This is a genomic window from Kitasatospora sp. NPDC001225, from assembly GCF_053597855.1.
This window is the reverse complement of record NZ_JBSFJC010000018.1, coordinates 70,049-90,653: the sequence shown is the minus strand read 5'-3', so window position 1 is coordinate 90,653 and position 20,605 is coordinate 70,049. Positions and strand designations below refer to the sequence as shown.

The following is a 20,605-nucleotide window of genomic DNA, read 5'->3' as shown; positions in this document are numbered from 1 at the left end:
GCAACACAGAACAAGGGTTGCGCTCGTTGCGGGACTTAACCCAACATCTCACGACACGAGCTGACGACAACCATGCACCACCTGTATACCGACCACAAGGGGGCACCTGTCTCCAGGTGTTTCCGGCATATGTCAAGCCTTGGTAAGGTTCTTCGCGTTGCGTCGAATTAAGCCACATGCTCCGCTGCTTGTGCGGGCCCCCGTCAATTCCTTTGAGTTTTAGCCTTGCGGCCGTACTCCCCAGGCGGGGAACTTAATGCGTTAGCTGCGGCACCGACGACGTGGAATGTCGCCAACACCTAGTTCCCAACGTTTACGGCGTGGACTACCAGGGTATCTAATCCTGTTCGCTCCCCACGCTTTCGCTCCTCAGCGTCAGTAATGGCCCAGAGATCCGCCTTCGCCACCGGTGTTCCTCCTGATATCTGCGCATTTCACCGCTACACCAGGAATTCCGATCTCCCCTACCACACTCTAGCCTGCCCGTATCGAATGCAGACCCGGGGTTAAGCCCCGGGCTTTCACATCCGACGCGACAGGCCGCCTACGAGCTCTTTACGCCCAATAATTCCGGACAACGCTCGCACCCTACGTATTACCGCGGCTGCTGGCACGTAGTTAGCCGGTGCTTCTTCTGCAGGTACCGTCACTTGCGCTTCTTCCCTGCTGAAAGAGGTTTACAACCCGAAGGCCGTCGTCCCTCACGCGGCGTCGCTGCATCAGGCTTTCGCCCATTGTGCAATATTCCCCACTGCTGCCTCCCGTAGGAGTCTGGGCCGTGTCTCAGTCCCAGTGTGGCCGGTCGCCCTCTCAGGCCGGCTACCCGTCGTCGCCTTGGTAGGCCATTACCCCACCAACAAGCTGATAGGCCGCGGGCTCATCCTGCACCGCCGGAGCTTTCCACCAACCCCCATGCGGAGGAAGGTCGTATCCGGTATTAGACCCCGTTTCCAGGGCTTGTCCCAGAGTGCAGGGCAGATTGCCCACGTGTTACTCACCCGTTCGCCACTGATCCACCCCGAAGGGCTTCACCGTTCGACTTGCATGTGTTAAGCACGCCGCCAGCGTTCGTCCTGAGCCAGGATCAAACTCTCCGTGAATGTTTACCCGTAATCGGGTCGACACCCGCGTTGAGCGGCACGGCAACCACCGGAATAAGGTGATCCCGCGCACTGCGTCCTCGCTAGTGTTTGTTTCAAAAGGAATCTCCAACCCCAGTCGCAATGACCGAGGCCGGGGATGTCAACATATCTGGCGTTGACTTTTGGCACGCTGTTGAGTTCTCAAGGAACGGACGCTTCCTTCGGACCGCCTTCCAGCGGACCCTCCGGGCTTCGTTCTTTCGTGTTTCCAGCTTATCAGATGTTTTCCGCTCCGTTTTCCGGAGTTTCATTCATCGGATTCGCTTTCCGCTTTGCCGCCCCGGTCTCCCGCGGCGACTCCGGAACTGTACGGGCACCGGCCCGCCACATGCAAATCGTCCCGCCCCGCTGTCGCGGGACGGGACGATCCGTCGTTCGAGCACCGTCAGGCGCGGCCCATCTCCTCGGCGATGGCCGCCGCGAAGGCGTCGATGTCGGCCTCCGTGGTGTCGAAGGCGCACATCCAGCGGACCTCGCCGGTGTGCTCGTTCCAGAAGTAGAAGCGGTAGCGCTTCTGGAGCCGCTCGCTCACCTCGCGCGGGAGGATCGCGAACACCGCGTTCGCCTGGGCCGGGCGGACCACCTCGACGCCGTCGATCTTCCGGACCGCGGCCTCCAGGCGGCTGGCCATCGCGTTGGCGTGGCCGGCGTTGCGCAGGTAGAGGTCGCCGGAGAGCAGGGCCTCGAACTGGACCGAGACGAAGCGCATCTTCGAGGCGAGCTGCATCGAGGTCTTGCGCAGGTACGTGATGTTGCGAACCCGCTCCGGGTTGAGCACCACCACGACCTCGCCGAACAGCAGGCCGTTCTTCGTCCCGCCGAAGGAGAGCACGTCGACGCCCACGTCGGTGGTGAAGGCGCGCAGCGGCTGGCCGAGCGAGGCGGCGGCGTTGGCCAGGCGGGAGCCGTCCACGTGGACGAGCATGCCCAGCTGGTGGGCGTGCTCGGTGATCGCGCGGATCTCGTCGGCGGTGTAGAGGGTGCCGAGCTCGGTGCTCTGGGTGATGGAGACCGCGAGCGGCTGCGCGCGGTGCTCGTCGCCGAAGCCCCAGGCCTGCTGGTCGAGCAGCTCGGGGGTGAGCTTGCCGTCCGGGGTGGGGACGGTGAGCAGCTTGATGCCGCCCATCTTCTCCGGGGCGCCGCCCTCGTCCACGTGGATGTGGGCGGACTCGGCGCAGACCACCGCGCCCCAGCGCGGGAGCAGGGCCTGGAGGGCGACCACGTTGGCGCCGGTGCCGTTGAAGACGGGGTAGGCCTCGGCCTTGTCGCCGAAGTGGCGACGGAAGACGTCCTGGAGGTGGGCCGTGTAGTCGTCCTCGCCGTAGGCGATCTGGTGGCCGCCGTTGGCGAGGGCTATCGCGGCGAGGACCTCCGGGTGCACGCCGGCGTAGTTGTCGCTGGCGAAGCCGCGGACGGCGGGGTCGTGCCGCCGTACCGCGTCCGTACGGGTGAGGTCGGTCATCGGGCTGTCAGCCACAGGTGCTGTCCGTTCAGTTCTGCTGCGGGGCGGTCCCAGAGGCCCGCCAGGTGTCCGGCGAGGTCGGCGGTGTCGGTGAAGCCGGCGAACTTCGCCTCCGGCTTCTCGGCCCGCATTTCGGGACTGACCAGCGCCTTGATGACCAGGATCGCAGCCGCCGCGGTGGGCTCGCCGTCGGGGGCGGTGGTCTCCTTCTTGAAGGAGTCGGCCATGGCGAGGGTCCACGCCTCGGTGGCGGCCTTGGCGGCCGCGTAGGCGGCGCCGCCGGCGGTGGGCTTGTGCGCGGCCGCGGCGGAGATCATCGCGTAGCGGCCGGCGGTGCTGCGGACCAGCGCGGGCTGGAAGGCCAGCGAGGTGTGCTGGAGGGTGCGCACGACAGTGTCGTGCAGGAAGTCCCAGTCGTCCAGCCGGGTGTCGAAGAAGGTCTTGCCGCCGCGCCAGCCGCCGACCAGGTGGAACAGGCCGTCGACGTGGCCGTGCTCGGACTCCAGGTGGTCGGCCCAGTCGTGGACCTCCTGGGGGTCGAGCAGGTCGATCACCTGGCCGCTGACCTTGGCCCCGCGGACGGCCACCCGGGTGGCGTCCAGCGCGGACTCCAGGCGCTGAGCGTCGATGTCGGCGCCGATCACGGTGGCACCGTCGGCGGTGAGGCGGCGCAGCACCGCGCGGCCGGCCGGGCCGCTGGCTCCGGCGACGGCGATGACCTTGCCGGCCAGCGGGGCGTTGGTGGAGGTGGTCACGCGGCGGCTCCCTGGATCCCGGCGCCGGTGATGCCGGCGGTGGCGGCGATGACGCCGCTCAGCTTCTTGTTGAGGGCCTCGTAGAACATGCTCAGCGGGAACTCGTCCGGGAGCACGGCGTCGCAGAGGGCCTTGTTGAGGGCCTTGCCGTCGGTGATGTCGAGCGGCAGGGCCTCGGAACCCTTCGCCCAGGTGGAAGCCGGGTGCGGGGTGAGGTAGCGGGAGACCAGCTCGTACGCGGCGATCCAGTGGGCCGGCTTCGGCCGGTCGATGCCGTCGCGGTAGAGGGTCTCGATCTCGGCGCAGAGCGCGTTGGTGACCTGCTGGGCGCGCTCCCAGTCGATGCTGAGGCGGTTGTCGCGCCAGCGCAGCGCGTCGTGCTTGTGCAGGTAGGCGAAGAGCAGCTGGCCGCCGAGGCCGTCGTAGTTGCGCACCCGGTCGCCGGAGACCGGGAAGCGGAACAGGCGGTCGAAGAGGACCGCGTACTGGACGTCGCGGGCGTGCGGGTTGCCCTCGGTCTCCAGCTGCACCGCCTCCTTGAAGGTGGTGAGGTCGCAGCGGAGCTCCTCCAGGCCGTACATCCAGAACGGGCTGCGCTGCTTGATCATGAAGGGGTCGAACGGCAGGTCGCCGTGGCTGTGGGTGCGGTCGTGGACCAGGTCCCACAGGACGAAGGTCTCCTGCGCGCGCTGCTGGTCCTGGAGCAGGCCCTCGGCGTCGGCCGGGATCTCCAGGCCGAGCTGCTGGACGGCGCTGGTGGTGACGGCGCGGAAGCGCGCGGCCTCGCGGTCGCAGAAGATGCCGCCCCAGGTGAATCGTTCCGGCGCCTTGCGCACGGAGACCGTCTCGGGGAAGAGCACGGCGGAGTTGGTGTCGTAGCCGGCGGTGAAGTCCGTGAAGGTGATCGGCACGAACATCGGGTTGTCGAAGCGGGTGCGCTCCAGCTCGGCCAGCCAGTCGGGCCACACGACGCTCAGCAGGACGGCTTCCAGGTTGCGGTCCGGGTTGCCGTTCTGGGTGTACATCGGGAAGACGACCAGGTGCTCCAGCCCGTCCTCGCGCTGGGCGGCGGGCTGGAAGGCGAGGAGCGAGTCCAGGAAGTCGGGCTCGCGGTAGCCGGTGTCGGCCCACTTGGCGAGGTCCGCGTCGACGGCGGCCAGGTAGGCGGCGTCGTGCGGGAAGTTCGGAGCGAGCTCCTGGACGGCGGCGCGGACGGTCGCGACCAGCGGGTCGACCGTGTGCCGCTGGACGGCGGCCAGGTCGATCGAGCCGTCCTTCGACTGGAGCGGGCGCAGCGTCTCGACGGCCTCCTTCAGGCGCAGCCAGGCCGGGTGGCCGGCGAGGGTCGAGACCGGGGCGTCGGCCGCCACAGCGAGCCTTGGCGAAAGATTCTGCATCGTGGACTCACTTCGACAGGAGTTATTTCAACGGGAACACCATAAGTACGAAAGGTTCTCCCGTTCAAGGGGGGCCGGACGGGCAAAGTTCCGGCGCACCACCGCTCCGGCGCGGAAACCTTCGGCGGGGGGCGGGTTGTCCGGCATGTGGACAGTGATCTGGATGTTCTGGACAGATGCGCCGTTCTGATGCGAACCTCCCCGCATGCTCCCGGCGGTGATCACGGTGGCCGTACGCCACGACAGCCCGTTCCGGGCGCCCTCCCGTCGGCACGTCTGCCGTCGCTGTCGCTGTCGCGCGCGCGGCCTCTGCTGCCGCTGTCGCCGCTGTTGTTGACCGGCCTGCCGCCGACCCGGCTGCCGCCGGTCCGGCTCGGGGGGCGCCGCGGACGCGGGCCCGTACGCCGACCATGCCGCGTGTGTTCCGGCGCCGCCACCGGGGGGAAGTGACCCGCCGGGATGCGGGCCGCCCGTCGCGCCCTCCCGTGCCCCTCACCTTCCTTCCGTCCCGCCGGTCCTTTCCCTGGAGCCCCGTCATGACCCTCCGCAAGCCGTCCGCCGTACTGCCCATCGCCGCGCTGGTCGCCGCCGCGGCCGTGCTGACCGCCTGCGCGCCGCAGGACTCGAAGTCCGACGCCGCCCCGGGCGCCTCGGGCGCGGCCGGGTCGGCGGCGGGCTGCGCGCCGGGGGCGCTGGCCACGCGTACCGCCGGGACGCTGACCGTCGGCACCGACAAGCCCGCGTACGACCCCTGGTTCACCGAGGACAAGCCGGAGAACGGCAAGGGCTTCGAGTCCGCCGTGGCCTACGCGGTCGCCGAGAGGCTCGGCTACCCGAAGGAGAAGGTCAGCTGGGTGGTGGCGCCGTTCAACAAGGCGACCTCCCCGGGCGCCAAGGACTTCGACTTCGACATCAACCAGGTGTCCGTCAGCGACGAACGCAAGCAGGCGGTGGACTTCTCCTCCGGTTACTACGACGTGCGCCAGACCGTCATCGCGCTGAAGAACTCCAAGGCGGCGGGGGCCAAGAGCATCGCCGACCTCAAGGGCGCCAAGATCGGCGCGCAGGTCGGCACCACGAGCCTGGACACCATCACCGACACCATCAAGCCGAGCACCCAGCCGGCCGTCTTCGACTCCAACGACCTGGCCAAGGCGGCGCTGAAGAACGGCCAGATCGAAGCGCTGGTGGTGGACCTGCCGACCGCCTTCTACATCACCGGCGCCGAGGTGCCGGAGGCCCAGGTGGTCGGCCAGTTCGAGGTGTCCTCGCGGGCCGAGCAGTTCGGCCTGGTGCTGGACAAGGGCTCCAAGCTGACCGGCTGCGTCTCGCAGGCGGTGGACGCGCTGCGCGCCGACGGCACGCTGGCGAAGCTGGAGAAGCAGTGGCTCTCCGACGCCGTCTCGGCACCGGTGCTGAAGTGAGTGCTGACCTGGGCCCCCGGCCGAGCGGGGAGTCGTCGGGCGGGGAGTCGTCGGGCGGGGAGTCGTCGGGCGGGGAATCGTCGGGTCGGGAGGGCTCGGTGGACCTCGCCAAGGCCCCGGTGGCGCGGACCAGGACGCCGGCCGCGGAGGATGGCTACCGCCCGTCCGAGCGGCGGCTGGCGCACGAGGCCTACCGGCGCTCCCGGGCCCGCCGCTCGGCGCTGATCGCCACCGCGTCGACCCTGGCGACGGCCGTCGTGCTCTACCTGCTGGTCGTCAACTCCCCCGGCTGGGAGGTGACCCGGCGGACCTTCTTCAACCTCGACTACGCCCGCCAGGCACTGCCCGAGGTGCTGAAGGGGCTGCGGCTGAACCTGGAGCTGATGCTCGGCTGCGGGGCGCTGATCCTGGTGTTCGGACTGCTGCTGGCGGTGCTGCGGACGCTGCGCGGGCCGGTCTTCCTGCCGGTGCGGCTGCTGGCCACCGCGTACGTGGACTTCTTCCTCGGGCTGCCGATGATCATCTGCCTGCTGGTGATGATCACCGGGGTGCCGGCGCTGCGGCTGACCGGGGTGACCACCGATCCGCTGCTGCTGGGCGGGGCCGCGCTGGTGCTGACGTACTCCGCGTACGTCTCCGAGGTGTTCCGCTCCGGCATCGAGTCGGTGCACCCGAGCCAGCGCGCCGCGGCCCGGTCGCTGGGGCTGACCAACGCGCAGGCGATGCGGTACGTGGTGCTGCCGCAGGCCGTCCGCCGGGTGGTGCCGCCGCTGCTCAACAACCTGGTGAGCCTCCAGAAGGACACCGGGCTGGTCTCGATCGGCGGGGCGATCGACGCGGTGTACGCGGCGAAGATCATCGCGGCCCGGTCCTTCAACTTCACGCCGTACCTGGTGGCGGGGCTGGTGTTCATCGTGCTGACCATTCCGTTGACCCGGTTCGCCGACTGGCTGACCACCCGGATGAACCGCCGCCAGCTGCAGGGAGGTGCGGTGTGACGTCGAGCGAGGTGCTCCGGCTGGAGTCGGTGCGCAAGACCTTCGGCGACCAGGTGGTGCTGCGCGACGTGGACCTCGCCGTGGCCGAGCACTCGGTGACGGCGCTGATCGGGGCGTCCGGCTCCGGCAAGTCCACGCTGATGCGCTGCGTCAACCTGCTGGAGGGGATCGACGACGGGGCGATCTTCCTGGACGGTGAGGAGATCACCGATCCGCGCGCGGACGAGGACGCCGTACGGCGCCGGATCGGCGTGGTGTTCCAGTCGTACAACCTGTTCCCGCATCTGACGGTGCTGGAGAACATCACGCTCGCGCCGCGCCGGGTGCACCGGGTCGCCCGGGCCGAGGCGGAGGCGCGGGCGCTGGAACTGCTCGACCGGCTCGGGCTGGCGGCCAAGGCGAAGGAGTACCCGGACCGGCTGTCCGGCGGGCAGCAGCAGCGGGTCGCCATCGTGCGCGCGCTGGCCACCGGGCCGCGGCTGCTGCTCCTGGACGAGATCACCGCGGCGCTCGACCCGGTGCTGGTCGGCGAGGTGCTGTCGGTGGTGCGGGACCTCAAGGAGCAGGGGATGACGATGGTCCTCTCCACCCACGAGATGGGCTTCGCCCGCGAGGTCGCCGACCGGGTCTGCTTCCTGGACGGCGGGGTGGTGCTCGAACAGGGGCCGCCGGAGCAGGTGTTCGGCGACCCGCAGGAGGAGCGCACCCGGCAGTTCCTCAGCCGGGTGGTCGCCTCGGGGCGGCTCCAGGGCTGAGCGGGCACGCCCGGCCGGCGGGTACCGCGTTCTGCGGCCGGGGTTTGCCACGAGGCGTGCGGTGGGCGTGCGGCAGGCGTGCGGCCAGGGCTTTCGCGAGGACGGGCACCACTGTGCGCCCCCGTACGCGCCCTGGCCACGCCCGGCCGGGTGCGGTGATCGTGGACCGGACGTCCGTCGCCGCGCACGGGGGCGGCGCACGGGCGACAGCCAACGGGTGACAACTGACAGCCGACAGATTTCATCATCTGTTCGCTGACCGCTGTCCGTTGTCATCTGTTCGCCGCCCGCCGCCCCGTCGCCCACCGCCCCGGGAGGCCTCCGTTGCACGGACCCGCCCTGGTCAACTGGCTCCTCGCCCTCCTCGCCGCCGGCGCGGGCACCTCCTGCCTGACCCGGCTGCGCCACTCCCCCTGCGCCCCGGGCGGCGCACACCGGCCGCTCGCCCGCGAGTCCGACGCCGCCGAGGCCCTGATGGGGCTCGGCATGGCCGCGATGGCCGTCACCGGCGCCACCGTCCCAGCCGCCGTCTGGGCCGGGCTCTTCGGCCTCCCCGCCGCCGCCTTCCTGCTCGCCGCCGTCCACGCCCCGGCCGGGCGGGCGCACCGCCTGCACCACGCGGTCGGCGCGCTCGCCATGACGTACATGGCCCTCGCGATGGCCGGCGCCTCCGGCCACGGGCACCACCAGGCCGCCGCCCTGGGCCTTCCGGTGCTGACCGGGGCACTCCTCCTCTACTTCGGCGGGTACACCCTCTGGACCGGCAGCCGGCTGCTGCGCACCCCGGCGGGCGCCCTCGCGGTCGGCACCGCCGGTCTGCCGCAGGCCTGCCGACTCACCATGGGGATCGGCATGTTCGCCATGCTCCTGACCATGTGACGGCCGCACGCCACGACCTCCGGCACCCCAAGGCCCCCGTCCGGGCGTGGCGTTGGTCACTGGCCGGACGAAAGCCGTTCCACCGGACGTCGCCAGCGCATAGGTTGGCGGGGAGCGCGTTGTCGCGTTCCGTGCGTACTCGGGGAGCCCATCGATGCCTGCCCTGATCGGCCTGCTGCTGCTCGGCCTGCTGCTCTCGACCGTCGCGCCCCGGCTGCTGGCCCGGGCCCGCTGGGCGGAGCGCGAACCGGTGCTGGCACTGCTGGTGTGGCAGTGCCTGGTGGTGGCCGTCCTGCTCTGCTGTGCGCTGGGCCTCCTCCTGGCGGCCTCCGCCGCCCTGCCGGAGCTGCGCGCGCTGCTGTTCCGCGGCGCGCCGCACGGCGTGGAGGCGGCGTACGGCCTCCAGGAGGCCGAGGGCTGGGGCCGGCTGTGCGCCGCGGCACTGGCCGCGGGCGGGGTGCAGACGGTGCTGGCGCTCACCCGGGAGGTCCGCACGGCCAAGGCGCTGCGCAATCGCCGGCACGCCCAACTGGCCACCCGTGCACCCGAGTTGCCGGACAGCATCGAGAGCGACCGGAGCCGCCGGGAGCGGCTGGTGGTCCTGGAGAACGTCCGCCCGGAGGCGTGGTCGCTGCCCGGACCGGACTCCCGGCTGGTGGTCACCACCGGCGCCCTCCGGCAGCTGACCGACCGGGAGCTGGCGGCCGTGCTGAGCCATGAGCGCGGCCACGTCCGGGCCCGGCACCACTGGCTCCAGCAGTTCGCCCAGGCGCTCGCCTCCGGCTTCCCCGGGGTCGGCGTGTTCAGCGCCTTCCGGGACCAGGTGGCGGAGCTGGTCGAGCTGGCCGCCGACGACCGGGCCGCCCGTCGGCACGGTCGGCACACCACCGCCCTGGCGCTGGCCGAACTCAACCTGGACCGCGGGGTGTTCGGCTCCTGTCCGCCCGGCCTGGCGCAGTCCCCGAAGCGGGTCGACCGGCTGCTCGCGGGCCGTCCGCGGCTCTCCGTCCCGCACCGGCTGCGACTCACCGTCGGGGCGCTCGCCGCGCCCGCCGTGGTCGTCCTGCTGGCCGCCGCACCGGGGCTGCACTCGCTGCTCTGAGGCCAACCCGGCTTCAGCCCGGGATTCTTGACGTTTCGTCAGCCGGAAAACCGATCCGTCAGTCGGTGGACGATCCGCAGGCCGGCCCGAGTCCACCGCCGAGGGTCAGCTCCAGCACCTGGCGGTGGAGCGGCCTGGCCTGCTCGTACCGTTCCCGCCCGGCCTCGGTGAGGGTGAGCACGACGCCCCGCCGGTCGCTCTCGCACATCGCCCGGGTGACCAGTCCGGCCTTCTCCAGGCGGGCGATCAGCCGGGAGAGCGCGCTCTGGCTCAGGTGGACGGTATGGGCCAGCTCGCTCACCCGCACCGCGGGCCCGCCGCCACCCCCACACTCCTCGACGAGGCGCTCCAGCACCTCGAACTCGCTCATGCCCAGCCCGTACCGGTCGCCCAGCTCGCGGTCGAGCATGCAGGCAGCGGCAGCGTGCCGGGCCAGCAGCTCGCGCCACTGCGCGACGAGACCGGTCTCCGCCGGGGAGTCGAGTTCAGCCACCCCGCCACCCTAGCACGTGCATCGACAATTATTGCGTTCACATCTAATTCACTTGCATTGAATGCATGTGCATGTACTGTCCTCCCATGACCACCGCGACCGTCCCATCACCCGATGCCCCGTCAACCAGCGGGCCGCACTGGACTCCCCGCCTCTGGGGCACCCTGATCGTGCTCTGCGCCGCCATGTTCCTGGACGCCCTGGACGTCTCCATGGTGGGCGTCGCCCTCCCGTCCATCGGCTCCGACCTGCACCTGTCCACCTCCACCCTGCAGTGGGTGGTCTCCGGCTACGTGCTCGGTTACGGCGGTCTGCTGCTGCTCGGCGGACGCGCCGCCGACCTGCTCGGCCGCCGCCGGGTGTTCCTGGTCGCCCTGGGCGTCTTCGCCGCCGCCTCACTGGTCGGCGGCCTGGTCGACGACGGCGGCCTGCTGATCGCGGCCCGCTTCCTCAAGGGCGTCAGCGCCGCCTTCACCGCCCCGGCCGGCCTGTCGATCATCACCACGACCTTCGCGGAGGGCCCGGCCCGCAACCGCGCCCTGTCGATCTACACCACCTGCGGTGCCAGCGGCTTCTCGCTCGGCCTGGTGCTCAGCGGCCTGCTCACCTCGGTCGGCTGGCGCTGGACCTTCCTGATGCCCGTCCCGGTCGCGCTGCTCGCGCTGGTCTTCGCCGTCCGACTGCTCCCCCGCCCGGTCGAGGAGCGCGCCAAGGGCGGCTACGACGCGCTGGGCGCGATCACCGGCACCGCGACCGTTCTGCTGCTGGTCTTCACCGTCACCGAGGCCCAGGGCGCCGGCTGGCTGAGCGCGCGCACGCTCGGCTCGATGCTCGTCGTCGCCCTGCTGGCCGCCGCCTTCCTGTGGGTGGAGAGCCGCGCCGCGCACCCGCTGGTCCGGCTCGGCATCTTCCGCAACGGTTCGGTCGCCCGGGCCAACGTGGTCGCCTTCGCGATGACCGGCGCCTACGGCGGTTTCCAGTTCGTGGTCACCCTCTACCTCCAGCACCTGCTCGGCTGGTCGGCGTTGGAGATGGCCCTCGGCCTGCTCCCCGCCGCGGCCCTCATCGCGCTCTCGGCACCCTTCATGGGCCCGATCGTGGACCGCTTCGGCACCGGGCGGCTGCTGCCGATCGGCCTGCTCTCGCTGGTCGCCGCCTTCGCGCTGTTCCTGCGGCTGGACGAGCACAGCTCGTACCCCGGCCTGGTGCTGCCCTCGATGCTGCTGCTCGGCGTGGGCTTCGCCTTCGCCTTCCCCTCGGTGAACATCGCCGCCACCGACGGCGTGGGCGACGAGGAGCAGGGCCTGGCCTCGGGCCTGGTGAACACCGCGATCCAGGTCGGCACCGCGGTGGTCCTGGCCGGAGCGACCGCGATGATCACGGCCGGCAGCGCGGGCGGCGACAGCCCGCAGGCCCAGCTGGACGGCTACCGGCCGGCGCTGCTGTTCGTCACGATGGTCGCCCTGGTCGGCCTGGTGGTCGCGGCGGCGGGCGCCCTGGTGGACCGGCGCCGCGCCTCAACTCCCGCGCCGGTGCCGGATTATGATTACTCATCAGCCGGGTCGACCGCGGCCCGCGCCGAAGTCCTGACCGAGCGCTGACCCCGGGCCCCGCCCGCGGCCGATCTCCGGGCCGTCGGGCCGTGGCGCCGGCTCCACCAAACCCCCGTGTTGGTGGAGCCGGCCGTCTTCGTGGCGGCCGCCCGGGCAGCGCCCCTCGGGGCACGGTTCCTCGGTGCGGCTGTCGGCTCCGCAAGTATATTGGCTGGCAGCCAACGAACGTTCGGAGCAGACACGATGGCACCTCGCGGGGATTCGGTCAATGAGGAGATGCGGCAACGCTCCCGCCGACGCATCATGCGGGCCACCGTCGAGCTGGTTGACCAGCGCGGATACGCGGGCACCACGCTGACGGACATCGCCGAGCGGGCCGGACTCGCCCGCGGGCTGCTCTCGTACTACTTCGACGGCAAACGGCTGCTGATGCAGTCCGCGACGCACCGGATGATGCACCAGTCGCTGGCCTGCGCCTTGGCGGAACTGGCACCCGGTTCCTCGCCGAACGCCCGGCTGGCCCGGGCGATCGACACCGTGCTCGGGCTGGCGCTGGACCACCCCCGGGTGATGCGCTCGCACCTGGCGCTGATCCTCGACCCGGACACCGGCGCCTTCGTCCAGGACCCGGAGCAGCAGCAGCTCGGGGCCCTGCTCCAGGGCCTGCTGCTCGACTGGGGCGCGCCCGACCCGGTCGCCGAGCACGCCGTCCTGCGCAGTGCGCTGATGGGCGGCTGCATCGGGGTGCTGCTGCCGGGCGCCGAGATCCCGCTGGCGCCGATCCGGGCCGACCTCTTCCGCCGCTACGACCTGGCCTGGGAGCTGGGCCGCCCGCCGCAGCCGTCCCCGCCGGAACGCGAGAGGCCGCCGGCCCGCGACTGACGGCGGGTGGGCGGCCTGGCGGACCGACTGCCGGGGGCCTCGCGAGGGAGGGATCTCACAGGCCCCGGACGGCAGCGGCTCAGCGTTCCTTCAGGATCGAGGCGAGCAGGTCTATCGTGCGCTCCGGCGTGAGACTGTCCACGCAGAGCCGCTCCATGACCTGGATGTAGGCGTCGACGTCGTCGCGCTTGTCCAGGTAGAGCGCGCTGGTGAGCTGCTCCAGGTAGACCACGTCCGCGAGGTCCTGCTCCGGGAAGCGCAGGATCGTGAACGCCCCGGACTCGCCCGCGTGCGCGCCGAACCGGAACGGCATGACCTGGATCACCACGTTGGCCTGCTCGGCGACGTCGATCAGGTACTGCACCTGACCGCGCATCACCTGGGGCCCGCCGACCGGCCGGCGCAGCGCGGCCTCGTCGATGACCGCCCACAGGCGCGGGCTGGCCCCCTCGGTCAGCAACTTCTGACGACGCAGCCGGAGGCTGACCCGCCGTTCGACCTCCTCCTCGCTGATGACCGGCCGACTCTGGCCGAAAACCGCCCGTGCGTACTCCTCGGACTGCAGCAGTCCGGGGATGAACTGCACCTCGTAGGTGCGGATGAGCTGGGCGGCCTCCTCCAGGCCGACGTAGGTCTGGAACCAGCCCGGCAGCACGTCGTTGAAGCTGTGCCACCAGCCGGACTTGTTGGCCTCGCGGACGAGGCCGAGCAGGGCTTCCCGCTCGATGCCGTCGTCCACGCCGTACAGGCTGAGCAGGTCGGCGACGTCGCGCTCCTTGAAGCTGACGCGGCCGAGTTCCATGCGGCTGATCTTGGACTCGGAGGCCCGGATCGCGTAGCCCGCGTCCTCGCGGGTGATGCCGCGCGCCTCACGCAGGCGGCGCAGCTGCGAGCCGAGGAGGATCCGGCGGACCATCGAGCCGCCGCCCGGCTGAACTGTGGTCATGCGGTCGAAACCTCCACCTAGGGCAAACAGCGCACAGTCTGCCATCAGTTGAGCGCTCACGGTGCCGATACTGACGGATGTTCCTATCAGTTCTGCACTCCACGCACCAGGATGCACGTGCATTCGGCGCTTGCATATGCCAATAGTGCGACTGCACGTGAATCGACTCTTGCATCTGCAGTGAGCGCACACCACCATGGTGCACGTGCACCTGCACATCCCTGGCAATCCCGCGGGCTCCGCGTCGACCCCACGCGCGACTCCGTGCACCGACCCGACGGCGTCCCCCGCGTCATCGGGCGTTCGAGTGCGCGCGCGCCTGGTCGAGGGGGCGGCCGAGCGGCCGAGCGAGTCGGAGGTGACCGGCATGACCCCGGCGGGTCCAGCCGTGTCCGCCCCCTTATGGGAGGAGCTCTTCATGAGCACCGGTACGGCTTTGGCGGTTGACCCCCATGTGGTCACCTGTACGCTCGCTCCTCGCTTCGAAGCCGTCAGAACCGCGCGGGACTTCGCTCGGAGCACGCTCCAGCTCTGGGGCCTGACGGAACTGTTCGACGACGTCGCGCTGGTGGCCTCGGAACTCGTGACCAACGCGCTCCGGCATGCGATCGGCGCACGGCCCGACCCGTCGGGCGGCGCCCTGGGCGAGTACGACTTTCCCATGAAGCCGACCGCGGACGGCCGGCTGCCGATCCGAATAAGCCTGGTGCACCGCGCACCCCAGGTGGTCTGCGCGGTGAGCGATCCGAGCAGCACCGGCCCGGTCGCCCGGGAGGCCGACTTCGTCGCCGAATCGGGCCGCGGGCTGCACCTGGTGGAGTCGTTCAGCCGCTCCTGGGGCTGGCACCCGCTGGGCAGCGGCAAGGTGGTCTGGGCGATGTTCGAGGCCGAGTCGGTCGGCGGTTCCCCGCTGGACGGACACCCCGGGCTCGGCGGCCGCTCACCGCTCGACGGTCCCGTCGACGTCGGCGGACGGCATCGGCGCTCGGCCTAGGACGGGCCCCGCGCTCCGAGCGGGTCCTGTGCTCCCAGCGGGCCCCGTGCTCCGAGCGGGCCCGGCGTTCCGGACGAGCCCTGACCCCGGGACAGGCCCTGCACTCCGGAGGAGCCCTGCCTTCGGGACGGGCCCCGCGCCGGACGGCGCGCGGCCGGTCGACGGACACCCCGGGAGGACCGCACCCCGGGCCCTTCCAGCAGGCCCCGTCGAGAGCCTCCGGCACCACGGAACCGCGAGCGGCTCAGCACGGCCGGGCGGGCCGGGCGGCCGGACGGATCCGGGAGAGGCCTCCGGAGCGAAGACATCCGGAGGAGACAAAGACAAAGGCCGTCGTGGTGTCGGCACCCACGACGGCCCCCCGATGATGGAGCACGGCGGCCGGTCAGACCGCCAGGTGGTCGAACTCCCCGTCCTTCGCCCCCAGCAGCAGGGCGGAGATCTCGGCCCGGGTGTAGATGAGGGCGGGGCCGTCCGGGAACCGCGAGTTGCGCATCGCCACATCGCCGCCCGGCAGGGCCGCGAACTCGACGCAGTTGCCCTGGGAGTTGCTGTGCCGGCTCTTCTGCCAGACCACCCCCTGGAGATCGGCGGCGGCCATCCCGTTGTAGGTGTCGTACGAGCCGTGCGTGTCCTGCGAGTCGTGCATAGAAATCTCCCGAAGAGCTCCGGAGTTGTCGTCCAGCGCGGCGCCCCCGGCACCGCCGAAACGAACGGACCGGCCCCGTACCGGTCCGGCACAACGCCTCACTTGACGTGATGATAGCCGCAGTGCACGTGCATCAGCACGGGACATTGCAGGTGCACGAGGCCTTTTACCCGCAGCCGCGAACTCTTCACGGGCCCTTCCTCTGACGGTACGTAAACGGACATAGCCGATGAATCGTCGAGCCCGCGATAACCGGCCGTGAGCACCTCCCCGCTGAATGTTGATCTTCGAATGCCGGGAGTCGCCCGCCCGTGACCCTCCGTCAAGCCGGGCTCATGCTGTGAGACATCTCACGCGCCCCGGGTGCAACGCCCGCCCCCTCGGATCGCGTCGGGACAAGCACCGGCCACCATGCGGGGGTTGGGCGAAGAATGTCCGGATTGTAGGCAAAGCGCCCGGACCGGCGCCGGAGACGCACCGGGTCCGTACCGCGAGCACGCGAAACCCGTACGGCAGCCGACTGCAAGCCGGACGGGCCGATGTCCTACGATCTCCGGCATGAGCACCGCAGCCATTCCGGGCGCGCCACTGCCCGTCCGTACTCCAGGCTCCCGTGCGCGGGGGCGCCACCGTCGTCCCGAGCGCCCCGAGATCCCGGCCGGCGCCCCGGCCCTGGTGCTCGCCGTGCCCGCGACCGCCGGGCCCGAGTCCCGCTCGGTCGTCGAGGAGCTGCTCTCGATCGTCCGCACCGAGCAGAACGGCGTCCAGACCGCCGTCGGCTACCTCCCCGGTGACGGTGCGGCGGGCGCGAGCGGCGAGGACCGCACCGTGGCCGAGCTGCTGGCCCTGGCCGCCGAGGCCGGGCGGCCGATGCCCGTCCTGGTGCCGCTGGTGCCCGGCCCGCACACCTTCCTGACCGGGCTTCACGCGCTCGCCGCCGAGTACGGCGCGCCCGTCACCGACCCGCTGGGCCCGCACCCGCTGCTGGCCGAGGCCGTGCACGTCCGGCTCTCCGAGGCCGGGCTGGCCCGGGCCGACCGCGCCCGACTGTTCGCCATCGCGACCGCCGCGGACGGCGTGGTGCTGACCACCGTCGGCGGCGAGGACGCGGCCGCCGCAGCCGGCATCACCGGCGTGCTGCTGGCCGCCCGGCTGGCCGTGCCGGTCGTCGCCGCCGCGCTCGACGTGCCCGGCTCGGTGGCCGCGGCCGTCAACCACCTCAAGGACACCGGCTCGCAGCGCCCGGCGCTGGCCCCGCTGGTGATCGGTCCGGAGGCGGACTCCGAGCTGCTCGCCACCGCCGCCGAGGAGACCGGCTGCCCGTCGGCCGCGCCGCTGGGCGCCTACCCGTCGGTCGGCCAGCTGATCGCCTCCACCTACCTGGCCGCGCTGCCCACGCCGTCCCCGGAGGACCTGGCACGGGCCGAGGCGGAGGCGGCGGCCGCCGCCGAGGCCGAGGGGGTCGCGGAGGGCTCCCGTGGCGCCCACGCGGCCGCCGAGGGGCCTGGCGGACGATAAGGACACCGCGCGCGGGTTCGCGCGCACCGAAGGGCCCGGAACGGATCGCGTTCCGGGCCCTTCCGCGTACTTCCCCCCACCCCGTCCGTCCCGTACGGGAGTCACCCGGCAATGAAGGGGAATGTCCGTTCTGGCGCTATTTGAAAGGAAATAGGGAGCGTGGATTCACATGCTCCGATCGCGACCGCTCCCCCACCCGCCGGAGTGCGCCACTCCGCGATTCGACGCACCGTCACGCCGCTCCTGAGGCGGAGCCAGTTGTCGGCTTCCGCAACAGCATTGCCTGAAAACGATCATTTACGATCATGGTGAGTGGCAATTTTGGCAGTTTCCACTAAACCGTGATGCACATCACAGTGGTTTGCAGTTTGAACTTAAGTCTGATTAACGTGCTCCCCGTTCGTGACCACACGAACCCGGTCATCCGCAACGCCGAGTCCTGCCGTCGGATGTCCTGGAAGCGCGAAAACGCACCACGGCAGGAGCGGGGGACCCACAGGTAAGTCGCCCCGGACCGCTCTCCGGAACGGTCCAGGGCTAGGGGTGAAGCCGTGCTCACCGCACGGCCGGGCAACTCCAGCCCGAATCCGACAGCTCACCTCGCAGGCGTGGGAGAGGACCACGTCTTCATGCTGCCCACCAACGGCACCCGTCTGTCCGGCCGTACCCGTCGCGTGATCGCCGCCCTCGGCGTCGCGGGCGTCGGCCTCACCGTCCCCTGCCTCACCACCGGCACCGCCTCGGCCGCCTCCGTCGCCACCTGGGACAAGGTCGCCCAGTGCGAGAGCGGCGGCAACTGGAGCATCAACACCGGCAACGGCTTCTACGGCGGCCTCCAGTTCACCTCCAGCACCTGGTCCGCCTTCGGCGGCACGGCCTACGCGGCCCGCGCCGACCTGGCCACCAAGGACCAGCAGATCGCCGTCGCCGAGAAGGTCCTCGCCTCCCAGGGCCCCGGCGCCTGGCCGGTCTGCTCCGTCCAGGCCGGGCTCACCAAGGGCGGCGCCGCGGCCGCCGTTGACACCTCGGCGGGTTCGACCGCCGCCAAGCCCGCCGCGCCCGCCCAGAGCGCCAAGCCGGCCGCTCCGGCCGCGAAGCCCAGCGCCAAGCCCGCGCAGCCCCAGACCCCCGCCGCGAAGCCCGCCGCGCCCGCCCAGGGCGACGCGCAGGCCTCCACGGACTCCGCCGCCTCCGGCAACCGGAGCGACTGGGTGCAGAAGCGCCAGCAGCAGGCCCAGGGCGGCGACTACACCGTCGTCGAGGGCGACTGGCTGTCCGCGATCGCCGACCAGCACAAGGTGCAGGGCGGCTGGCAGCGGCTGTACGACCTCAACCGCGGCACCCTGACCGAGGGTCCGGACACCATCTACCCGGGCCAGCAGCTGTCCTTCGGCGGCAACGGCCAGGCCCGGGCGGGCCAGCCCTCCGCCGGCACGTCCGGCTCGGACTTCACCTGGTTCGACCGCTCGCAGAAGTCCGGCCAGTCCGCGAACGGCGGTGCCGTGAACGCCCAGCCGACCGCGCAGCCCGAGGCCCCGGCCGCCAAGCCGTCCACCAAGCCGGCCGCGAAGCCCGCCACCAAGCCCGCTCCGCAGCCCCAGGCCCAGACGCAGACCCAGACCCAGGCGCCGGCCGCGACCGGCAGCATGGCCGCCGCGGTCTCCTTCGCCGAGTCGAAGGTCGGTCAGGCGTACGTCTACGGCGGCACCGGCAACGGCGGCTGGGACTGCTCCGGCCTGACCCAGGCCGCGCTGCGCGCCGCGGGCGTCTCCGTCCCGCGCGTCGCCGCCGACCAGGCCGCCGCCAGCACCCACGTCTCGCTGGACAGCCTCCAGGCGGGCGACCTGCTGTTCTGGTCCAACAACGGCAAGGACTCCGGCGTCTACCACGTCGCGATCTACGTCGGCAACGGCAAGTACGTCGAGGCCGCCAACCCGAGCTCGGGCGTCCGCGAGCAGAGCATCGCCAACTGGGCCCCGGACTTCGCCGGCCGGGTCTGAGGACGGCGCGCGGTCCACGGCGCACGGCCGACGGACGGCCGGTAACAGCTGACGGGTACCAGATAACAGCTGACAGATTTCAACATCTGTCAGCTGTTATCCGTCAGCTGTCGGCCGTCGTCCGAACGCTGACCGCCCACCACCCCCGGGGAGAGTCTGGTCGCTCCTCCCCGGGGGTTCCGGCGTTCCCGGGGCCACGGCGTGCCCGACCGTTCCCGACCGCGGTTCCGCCCCGTTCCGTGGTGGATCGCCGCCCCAGCGGGCATGCTGCTGCTCTGCACCCGAGGAGGAGTCACATGGCCCAGGTCACCGTCACCCTCGACGCGAACCTCGCGATCGACGCGATGATGCTTTCCGGCACCAAGAGCCCCCAGGACGCCGTCGAACTGGTCCTGCGCGACTACCTGGCCCGCGGCCGCCGCACCGAGACCCGTACCGGCGAGGCCGCCGACGGGCACCGCCTGACCGCCGACCGCCCGACCGCCCAGGAGGGCTGACCCACCCCACGGCCCGCCACGGTCCGGCACGGCCCGCGACGGCCGACCGCGCGCACGCCGACGGGCCCCGGAGAGCGATCGCCCTCCGGGGCCCGTCCGACGGCCGTGGCGGCCGGGGTTCAGCGCGCGCAGGCCCCGGTGGACCCGCGCATCACCAGCTCCGGCTGGAACATGAACTCGCCGCGCTGGGCGGCGTTCCCGCCGACCTCCTCCAGCAGCGCGTCCACCGCCGCCGTGGCCATCGCCTCGACCGGCTGGCGGATCGTGGTCAACGGCGGCTCGGTGAAGGCGATCAGCGGCGAGTCGTCGAAGCCGACCACCGACACGTCCTGCGGCACCGACAACCCGCGCTGCCGCACCGCCCGGATCGCCCCGAGCGCCATCATGTCGCTCCCGCAGACGATCGCCGTGCAGCCCTTGTCGAGCAGCGCGCCGGCCGCCGCGTGCCCGCCCTCCACGCTGAACAGCGTGTGGTGGACGAGGTTCTCGGCCTCCTCCCGGCCGAGCCCGAGCACCTCGCGCATCGCCGCCGTGAAGCCCTCGATCTTGCGAAGCACCGGTACGTACCGGCGCTGACCGACGGCCAGCCCGGTCCGCTCGTGCCCGAGTTCGGCCAGGTGCTGGACGGCCATCCACATCGCGGCGCGGTCGTCCGGCGAGATGAACGGCGCGTCGATCTTCTCGCTGTAGCCGTTGATCAGCACGAACGGCACCCCGCGCCCGGCCAGCCGGGCGTAGCGGTCGTGGTCGGCGGTGGTGTCGGCGTGCAGGCCGGAGACGAAGACGATGCCCGCCACGCCCCGGTCCACCAGCATGTCCACCAGTTCGTCCTCGGTGGACCCGCCCGGTGTCTGGGTGCACAGCACCGGGGTGTAGCCGTGCCGGCTGAGCACCTGCTCGATCACCTGGGCCAGCGCCGGGAAGATCGGGTTGCTGAGCTCCGGCGTGATCAGGCCGATCAGCCCGGCGCTGCGCTGGCGAAGGCGGGTCGGCCGCTCGTACCCGAGCACGTCGAGTGCCGCCAGCACGGTCTGCCGGGTGGCGGCGGAAACGTTCGCCTTGCCGTTGAGCACGCGGGAGACGGTGGCTTCGCTGACCCCCGCCTGCGCCGCGATGTCTGAGAGTCGCGCCGTAGTCACGGTCCCAGAGCCTATTCCAA

The 20,605-nt window shown here is 71.3% G+C and carries 18 protein-coding genes, 1 rRNA gene and 1 riboswitch; of the genes, 11 read left to right on the top strand and 8 right to left on the bottom strand.

The annotated features are described in order from the left end of the window. The 4 genes from ACWDCZ_RS09060 to ACWDCZ_RS09045 all read right to left on the bottom strand — a co-directional run. Positions 1–1,100: ribosomal RNA gene (locus ACWDCZ_RS09060) — 16S ribosomal RNA — on the bottom strand; the annotation flags it as partial. A 427-nt stretch (positions 1,101–1,527) separates the two neighbouring features. Beyond that, the gene (locus ACWDCZ_RS09055) at positions 1,528–2,604 is read right to left on the bottom strand and encodes a threonine aldolase family protein (protein ID WP_049650550.1); all 1,077 of its coding nucleotides are present in this window, start codon (positions 2,602–2,604) and stop codon (positions 1,528–1,530) included. Further along, positions 2,601–3,359: an SDR family NAD(P)-dependent oxidoreductase gene (locus ACWDCZ_RS09050; RefSeq protein ID WP_079272480.1), complete on the bottom strand. Its 759-nt coding sequence runs from the start codon at positions 3,357–3,359 to the stop codon at positions 2,601–2,603. Before ACWDCZ_RS09050 ends, ACWDCZ_RS09055 begins: the two co-directional genes overlap by 4 nt. Beyond that, positions 3,356–4,756 (bottom strand): DUF6421 family protein, encoded by a 1,401-nt coding sequence (locus tag ACWDCZ_RS09045; RefSeq protein WP_049650551.1) that lies wholly within the window; start codon positions 4,754–4,756, stop codon positions 3,356–3,358. Before ACWDCZ_RS09045 ends, ACWDCZ_RS09050 begins: the two co-directional genes overlap by 4 nt. Positions 4,757–5,292: 536 nt before the next feature. Here ACWDCZ_RS09045 and ACWDCZ_RS09040 point away from each other — a divergent pair. The 5 genes from ACWDCZ_RS09040 (at position 5,293) to ACWDCZ_RS09020 (ending at position 9,914) form a co-directional block, all read left to right on the top strand. Further along, positions 5,293–6,180, top strand: coding sequence for an ABC transporter substrate-binding protein (locus tag ACWDCZ_RS09040; protein ID WP_449815584.1), 888 nt, complete (start codon positions 5,293–5,295; stop codon positions 6,178–6,180). Positions 6,181–6,278: 98 nt separating this feature from the next. Then, entirely contained in the window at positions 6,279–7,178 is a 900-nt protein-coding gene (locus ACWDCZ_RS09035; protein ID WP_449815583.1) for an amino acid ABC transporter permease, read from the top strand. Next, positions 7,175–7,933, top strand: a complete 759-nt coding sequence (locus tag ACWDCZ_RS09030; protein WP_380778046.1) for an amino acid ABC transporter ATP-binding protein — start codon at positions 7,175–7,177, stop codon at positions 7,931–7,933. Before ACWDCZ_RS09035 ends, ACWDCZ_RS09030 begins: the two co-directional genes overlap by 4 nt. Positions 7,934–8,257: 324 nt before the next feature. Next, on the top strand, positions 8,258–8,812 hold the full coding sequence (locus tag ACWDCZ_RS09025) for a DUF5134 domain-containing protein (protein WP_380778044.1): 555 nt from the start codon (positions 8,258–8,260) through the stop codon (positions 8,810–8,812). A 154-nt stretch (positions 8,813–8,966) separates the two neighbouring features. Beyond that, the gene (locus ACWDCZ_RS09020) at positions 8,967–9,914 is read left to right on the top strand and encodes a M56 family metallopeptidase (protein WP_117492506.1); all 948 of its coding nucleotides are present in this window, start codon (positions 8,967–8,969) and stop codon (positions 9,912–9,914) included. Positions 9,915–9,972: 58 nt separating this feature from the next. Here ACWDCZ_RS09020 and ACWDCZ_RS09015 read toward each other — a convergent pair whose 3' ends face one another. Further along, positions 9,973–10,407: a MarR family winged helix-turn-helix transcriptional regulator gene (locus tag ACWDCZ_RS09015; protein ID WP_049650557.1), complete on the bottom strand. Its 435-nt coding sequence runs from the start codon at positions 10,405–10,407 to the stop codon at positions 9,973–9,975. Positions 10,408–10,493: 86 nt separating this feature from the next. Here ACWDCZ_RS09015 and ACWDCZ_RS09010 point away from each other — a divergent pair, with 86 nt between their 5' ends. Then, a complete protein-coding gene (locus tag ACWDCZ_RS09010; RefSeq protein ID WP_380778041.1) occupies positions 10,494–12,008 on the top strand; it encodes an MFS transporter in 1,515 nt (504 codons plus the stop codon). A gap of 228 nt (positions 12,009–12,236) precedes the next feature. Next, complete coding sequence (locus tag ACWDCZ_RS09005; protein WP_049650559.1) at positions 12,237–12,842, top strand: TetR/AcrR family transcriptional regulator; 606 nt, start codon at positions 12,237–12,239, stop codon at positions 12,840–12,842. A gap of 79 nt (positions 12,843–12,921) precedes the next feature. Here the strand turns inward: ACWDCZ_RS09005 and ACWDCZ_RS09000 are convergent, their stop codons facing one another. Continuing rightward, complete coding sequence (locus ACWDCZ_RS09000) at positions 12,922–13,788, bottom strand: helix-turn-helix domain-containing protein (RefSeq protein WP_049650560.1); 867 nt, start codon at positions 13,786–13,788, stop codon at positions 12,922–12,924. A gap of 418 nt (positions 13,789–14,206) precedes the next feature. On the opposite strand from ACWDCZ_RS09000, the gene ACWDCZ_RS08995 reads away from it, so the two are divergent. Next, entirely contained in the window at positions 14,207–14,782 is a 576-nt protein-coding gene (locus tag ACWDCZ_RS08995) for an ATP-binding protein (RefSeq protein WP_241853036.1), read from the top strand. Positions 14,783–15,167: 385 nt separating this feature from the next. Here ACWDCZ_RS08995 and ACWDCZ_RS08990 read toward each other — a convergent pair whose 3' ends face one another. Then, positions 15,168–15,431, bottom strand: coding sequence for a DUF397 domain-containing protein (locus ACWDCZ_RS08990; RefSeq protein ID WP_074004386.1), 264 nt, complete (start codon positions 15,429–15,431; stop codon positions 15,168–15,170). A 558-nt stretch (positions 15,432–15,989) separates the two neighbouring features. Between ACWDCZ_RS08990 and ACWDCZ_RS08985 the strand changes: the two genes are divergently transcribed. The 3 genes from ACWDCZ_RS08985 to ACWDCZ_RS08975 all read left to right on the top strand — a co-directional run bounded on the left by ACWDCZ_RS08985 (position 15,990) and on the right by ACWDCZ_RS08975 (position 19,446). Beyond that, positions 15,990–16,949: a hypothetical protein gene (locus ACWDCZ_RS08985; protein ID WP_259316966.1), complete on the top strand. Its 960-nt coding sequence runs from the start codon at positions 15,990–15,992 to the stop codon at positions 16,947–16,949. Positions 16,950–17,400: 451 nt separating this feature from the next. Continuing rightward, a riboswitch (cyclic di-AMP (ydaO/yuaA leader) is annotated at positions 17,401–17,571 on the top strand. Beyond that, entirely contained in the window at positions 17,558–18,949 is a 1,392-nt protein-coding gene (locus tag ACWDCZ_RS08980) for a transglycosylase family protein (protein ID WP_449815582.1), read from the top strand. It overlaps the preceding riboswitch by 14 nt. 296 nt (positions 18,950–19,245) lie before the next feature. After that, positions 19,246–19,446 (top strand): hypothetical protein, encoded by a 201-nt coding sequence (locus tag ACWDCZ_RS08975; protein ID WP_117492512.1) that lies wholly within the window; start codon positions 19,246–19,248, stop codon positions 19,444–19,446. A gap of 119 nt (positions 19,447–19,565) precedes the next feature. Here ACWDCZ_RS08975 and ACWDCZ_RS08970 read toward each other — a convergent pair whose 3' ends face one another. Next, positions 19,566–20,585 (bottom strand): LacI family DNA-binding transcriptional regulator, encoded by a 1,020-nt coding sequence (locus ACWDCZ_RS08970; protein ID WP_449815581.1) that lies wholly within the window; start codon positions 20,583–20,585, stop codon positions 19,566–19,568. Positions 20,586–20,605 lie beyond the last annotated feature (20 nt).

What these genes read in the sequence shown, in the direction of transcription:
- ACWDCZ_RS09055 (WP_049650550.1), bottom strand. Translation starts at nt 2,604, where the DNA reads ATGACCGACCTCACCCGTACGGACGCGGTACGGCGGCACGACCCCGCC.
- ACWDCZ_RS09045 (WP_049650551.1), bottom strand. Translation starts at nt 4,756, where the DNA reads ATGCAGAATCTTTCGCCAAGGCTCGCTGTGGCGGCCGACGCCCCGGTC.
- ACWDCZ_RS09040 (WP_449815584.1), top strand. Translation starts at nt 5,293, where the DNA reads ATGACCCTCCGCAAGCCGTCCGCCGTACTGCCCATCGCCGCGCTGGTC.
- ACWDCZ_RS09020 (WP_117492506.1), top strand. Translation starts at nt 8,967, where the DNA reads ATGCCTGCCCTGATCGGCCTGCTGCTGCTCGGCCTGCTGCTCTCGACC.
- ACWDCZ_RS09010 (WP_380778041.1), top strand. Translation starts at nt 10,494, where the DNA reads ATGACCACCGCGACCGTCCCATCACCCGATGCCCCGTCAACCAGCGGG.
- ACWDCZ_RS09005 (WP_049650559.1), top strand. Translation starts at nt 12,237, where the DNA reads ATGCGGCAACGCTCCCGCCGACGCATCATGCGGGCCACCGTCGAGCTG.
- ACWDCZ_RS09000 (WP_049650560.1), bottom strand. Translation starts at nt 13,788, where the DNA reads ATGACCACAGTTCAGCCGGGCGGCGGCTCGATGGTCCGCCGGATCCTC.
- ACWDCZ_RS08995 (WP_241853036.1), top strand. Translation starts at nt 14,207, where the DNA reads ATGAGCACCGGTACGGCTTTGGCGGTTGACCCCCATGTGGTCACCTGT.
- ACWDCZ_RS08990 (WP_074004386.1), bottom strand. Translation starts at nt 15,431, where the DNA reads ATGCACGACTCGCAGGACACGCACGGCTCGTACGACACCTACAACGGG.
- ACWDCZ_RS08985 (WP_259316966.1), top strand. Translation starts at nt 15,990, where the DNA reads ATGAGCACCGCAGCCATTCCGGGCGCGCCACTGCCCGTCCGTACTCCA.
- ACWDCZ_RS08975 (WP_117492512.1), top strand. Translation starts at nt 19,246, where the DNA reads ATGGCCCAGGTCACCGTCACCCTCGACGCGAACCTCGCGATCGACGCG.